This is a genomic window from bacterium (genome assembly GCA_029210545.1).
GTDB lineage: Bacteria > BMS3Abin14 > BMS3Abin14 > BMS3Abin14 > BMS3Abin14 > JARGFV01.
Genome location: JARGFV010000168.1, coordinates 1 through 4,422, shown reverse-complemented (window position 1 = coordinate 4,422; position 4,422 = coordinate 1). Strand labels below are relative to the sequence as shown.

6 protein-coding genes are annotated in these 4,422 nt (G+C 60.0%); 1 reads left to right on the top strand and 5 read right to left on the bottom strand.

What is annotated here, in order from left to right; all coding sequences use genetic code 11:
• On the top strand, positions 1–437 hold a 437-nt coding region (locus tag P1S46_11860; protein ID MDF1537164.1), incomplete at its 5' end, for a transposase.
• Positions 438–646: 209 nt separating this feature from the next.
• On the opposite strand, the gene P1S46_11855 is transcribed toward P1S46_11860, so the two are convergent.
• From P1S46_11855 to P1S46_11835, 5 genes are all read right to left on the bottom strand, one after another.
• Entirely contained in the window at positions 647–1,174 is a 528-nt protein-coding gene (locus P1S46_11855) for a nitroreductase family protein (protein ID MDF1537163.1), read from the bottom strand.
• Between the two features lie 67 nt (positions 1,175–1,241).
• Positions 1,242–1,385, bottom strand: a complete 144-nt coding sequence (locus tag P1S46_11850; protein ID MDF1537162.1) for a hypothetical protein — start codon at positions 1,383–1,385, stop codon at positions 1,242–1,244.
• A gap of 89 nt (positions 1,386–1,474) precedes the next feature.
• Positions 1,475–2,470 (bottom strand): NAD-dependent epimerase/dehydratase family protein, encoded by a 996-nt coding sequence (locus P1S46_11845; GenBank protein MDF1537161.1) that lies wholly within the window; start codon positions 2,468–2,470, stop codon positions 1,475–1,477.
• Between the two features lie 22 nt (positions 2,471–2,492).
• Entirely contained in the window at positions 2,493–3,206 is a 714-nt protein-coding gene (locus P1S46_11840) for a CPBP family intramembrane metalloprotease (protein MDF1537160.1), read from the bottom strand.
• Positions 3,203–4,120: a phosphatase PAP2 family protein gene (locus tag P1S46_11835; protein ID MDF1537159.1), complete on the bottom strand. Its 918-nt coding sequence runs from the start codon at positions 4,118–4,120 to the stop codon at positions 3,203–3,205. The genes P1S46_11840 and P1S46_11835 overlap by 4 nt, the downstream gene beginning before the upstream one ends.
• Positions 4,121–4,422: the final 302 nt, after the last annotated feature.

Sequence of the window (4,422 nt, the reverse complement as noted above, 5' to 3'; positions counted from 1 at the left end):
GCTCAGTCCTGCATTCAGAACCAGAACTGGATCTGATCTTCTCCATACAAGACACACGAACCATCTCAAAAAACCTGACCATCCAGTACCAGAATACGATCTATCAGATTCAAGCCAAAGATCGGACACGGCGCCTGAGATTCGCGGAAGTCACCATCTGCGAAGCCTTCGACGGAACAGTCACCCTGCTGTATCAGGGCAAGACCCTCGAGTATTCAATCTACAAAAAGGCTCAAAGACCAACTCCCCTCGAGGACGAAAAAACCATCAACCAGCGCGTCGATAAAGCCATGGCAGGTCAAGCAAAACAACCGAACGGCAAACCCGCTTCCGATCATCCATGGCGACATCCTTTCCTCGCCCCCTTGCAAACACATGGTGACAGAAAGGGGACATCTCTAAATGGGAGAAAAGGGGACATCTCTACTTTGCGTTGACAGCCCGCACCACCCGATCATTTTTCGCGGCATGCGCCGGCGTTATTGACGTCCCGAAACGATGACCTTGTGAAACAATAACCTTTATGGGCAGAAGGAATCAAGATGGGCGTAGTGAAAAATGTGCACTTTCTTCTCCCTTATCCTTTTCACCTTCCACCCCTTCGACTGGCTCAGGGTCTACGACTTTCACTTTCCACTTTCCACTATCACTTCCCCTTATACCTGTCTTTATGCACCTTTCCCCAGTCCAGGCTGTCCCGGCCGTGGGGCGGATGGCTCTGGGCCGGATATCCCAGGCCGATGACGCACTCGACCATGTAAGGCTCCGGTACCCCAAGTGCCTCCCTGATGTACTGTTCGGCAGACATTTCCCCGCTACGGGACCTGAGCCTTACCTGGCACCAGCAGCTGCCCAGTTCCAGTGCCTCTGCAGCGTACTGGAGGGTAATAGCGGCGATGGAGCAGTCCTCGATGCAGGTGTCAGAGACGCTGGTATCACCCAGGATGACCATGGCAAGGGGGGCTGAGGCCAGAAACCCGGCACCGTGGGGCTTGCATTTTGCCAGCTGGTCGATGGTCTCCCTGTCATCGATGATGATGAACTCCCAGGGGTTGATGGAACGGGACGAGGGGGAGCGCAGGAGGGCCTCGGTGAGGAGCAGGACCTTCTCTTCCTCGACGGGCCTGTCCTCGAACTTCCGTACGCTGCGCCGGTTGCGAAGGATCTCTAACATGGGTGCCTCCTCAGAAGCTTAATGGTCAAAGGCCGATTTAACCAGAGGCACATCAAAAACGCGTCAATCAATGGAAACGCCTGTCTTCGGTCTTCGACCTGTTTTTCGCGCCTTTCTCCGCGTCCCCGCCTGCCCCGAGCTTGTCGAGGGGTATCCCCGCGTCTGCTCTTCCCCATCCGTGTCCCCGTGTCCCCGCGTCGAAGCCTGTCACGCCGCCTTTTCGCTCCGCCTGCCATCCGTAGCCATGCTTACGGCGTGACGAAGGATGGTCGCCCAGTCGTCAAGTCGAGGTTCTCCCCCCTACTCCCACGCACCCTCACTCCCCCGCTCCCGGTACCACGCCACGGTCCTCGCCACGGCCTCATGGAAACCGACAGCGGGACTGTAGCCCAGGAGACGACGGGCCTTTTCAATGGAAAAATGGTAGTCCCGGCCGCCGTTGGACGCGCGGTACCGGGTGAGCAGCGGCGGCGTCGAGATGCCCAGGAGCCTGTAAACTCCTTCCCACGCCGCGCCCGCGGCGTAGGCCAGGGGAAAGGGGATGGAGAACCTGGGGGGCCGAAGGTCCAGTTCCGAGGCGAAACTCTCCGTGAACTCCCGCCAGGTGATGTCCAGCCCGTCGGTGACCGTAAAGGCCTCTCCCGCCGCGAAGGGGTTCGTGCACGCCGCCAGGATACCGTCCACCAGGTTCGCCACGTACACGGGGGCCGTCAGGCGCCTTCCCCCGTCAATGTAGCCCGCCTTGCCCGTCACCATGGCGTCGAGGTACTTTTCCATGAAAGTATGGTCCCGGGGGCCGAAAACGTTGCCCGGACGGATGCTCGTCACCTCCATGGAGGTGGAGGCCGAAAAATCGAAGAGCCAGCGCTCGGCGATCTTCTTCGTTTCGCAGTAGTGAAAGGGGGTTTCGGCCATGGGCGCGGACTCCGGCAGGTCCCGGAACCCCGGGAAACCGTGCACCGCGGTGGTACCGATGTGAACGAAGCGGCTCACTCCGCTCCGGGCTGCAGCCTCGGCCACGTTCCGTGTTCCGGTGACGTTAACCTCGTAAAACCGCCGGTATGGCCCCCAGTCGGAAGCCAGTCCCGCCACGTGGACGACGGTATCCACACCCGGCATGGGTTTGGTGAGCGTAGCGCTGTCGGTCACATCCCCCTTGAACAGCTGGAGGTCAAGACCGGTGATAAACGACAGATCCGAGGTCGGCCGTACGATACCCTTTACCTCACACCCCAGGCGCTGCAGACGCCGGGCCACGTGGCTGCCGATAAACCCGTTGACACCGGTTACCAGCACGGTTCTCAACCTGATCTCCCCGTCATCGGAAGATCACCAGGAGGTCCACCAGGACCCCGAGGGCGGCGTGGAGAACCCAGCCGTACCAGATGGAGCCGGTCCGCAGTGCCAGTGTCCCGAAGACGAGCCCCGCGAGGATGGAACCGGTGACCTCACCCTCCGGTTTACCGATGTGAAGAAGACAGGAGGGGATCGTCTGGATCAGGATGGCGTTCATGCCGCCGAAAACACGCGCCAGGGGGAACAGCATGAACCCACGGAAGAAAAACTCCCAGGCCAGGTAGTAGAGCAGGACATAGGCGGCCTCGTAGACCAGCACCAGGTCGGTGCGGGTGGTCACGATCCTGGCAAGGGGGTATTCCAGCCGGACGTCGGGCATGGAGGACGCCAGGAGGGAAAAGGGGACGACCAGGAGAGGCAGAGCGAGGGCAACGAAGATCAGCCCGAAGCGCCGGTCACCCCACTTGATCCCCATCTCGCCGGGAGTAAAACCCATCCTGACTCCGGCGAAGATGAAGGGGATGACAAGGACGAGGAGAAAAAAGGAGGACCACTGGAACACGACAGCGAAGAGACCGGCAAGAGGGTGCCCGGCCAGGCCTGGGAACCAGTCGGCAAACCGGTCCGCCCAGCCCCGGTAACGGTAAATCGTGAGCAGGACCGGCGCCGAGAGCAGGACAATGTAGGTATTGCCCTGCCTGCCATCGTACCCGACCCGCCTGAGAAATTCTCTCAACCTTCCTCCCCGAAGTGGGGCGCCAGCCCGGCACCGCATTTCCGGATGATCCAGCCGCCAAGGTGCCAGCCGGCAACTGCCCAAACCAGGCCGGCGATCAGATCAACGACGTAATGATACCTGAGGTATACGAGGGAAACAAGAATGCCGACACCACACCCCAGGAACCACCGGAACATGGCCCGGTTCTCCCTGAAGGCGAGCATCAGTGTGACCAGGAGGATCGCGGCGTGGAGGCTGGGAAAGGCATCGAGCTTGTTGGGCTCGAGCAGGTCGATGAGTTTCCGGATCGGTTCGGAGAGAAACGGGCCGCTCAACCTGTCACCCTGCAGGTGGGCCAGGTAAAACCGGGGACCCTGAACCGGCACGAGAAAGTAGGCCACGTAGGCCCCGTAATAACAGAGAAGATAGCGGAAAACACCGTCCGAAACGGCCCTGTACCGGCCCCTGGCGAGCATCCAGCCCAGGAGGATGACCGGCATGGGAAAATAGAAGGCGTACAGGATGTACAGGGCCTCCGTGAGAACGGGGCTGGAAAACCCCTCCAGCCAGACCGTGGGGTGGAGTCCGAAAAGGGTGTGATCGGCGGCAGCCATGAGCCAGTCGTACCGCCGGGGGTTGAAGTGGGGCAGCGTCAGGGCGATGGACTCGAAGGCGACGAACAGGAAGAGCACCGTCAGAAGGAAGATCAGGGGCGGCGCCAGGCGACGACCGTCATAACGTTCCCTCACACGTACGGATGATTCCACCAGGAGGACCAGGATGAGATACCAGGCAGGCGCCTGGAGCGGGTTCGGGATCCTCGGCAATGCGAGGAAATAGAAGACAAGGAGAAAACCCGCCATGAGCAGGTTGGTCAGGTCGATGAGGCTGTACCGGGCCATGCCCCTGTTGGAGGATCCGCTGAAGCGCATGGATGGAATTCCCCGGACCATAAACTATATGTACTTCGAAATGTGGCGGAATTTCAAGGCGTCCGTATTTCCATCCCCCGCCTTTTACATGACCCCGATCGCTTCGCACAGGCAGGTTCCTTTCACCCCCACCTCGGTCCTCCCCCCACGCACCCATACCCCCCATACCCCCATTCCTCGTTACCCCTCCACCACCGTGGGGTCAGTTCTCGTTATTCATACTTTTAGAACGCCCGTGGGGTCTGGTTAACCGAGTTGGCCCTATTCTTGCTCCTCTTTCCTGACAATGGAAAGGAGGAGCA

Excerpts from the sequence above, each read along its gene's own strand:
- P1S46_11835 (MDF1537159.1), bottom strand. The coding sequence starts at position 4,120 with ATGCGCTTCAGCGGATCCTCCAACAGGGGCATGGCCCGGTACAGCCTC.
- P1S46_11855 (MDF1537163.1), bottom strand. The coding sequence starts at position 1,174 with ATGTTAGAGATCCTTCGCAACCGGCGCAGCGTACGGAAGTTCGAGGAC.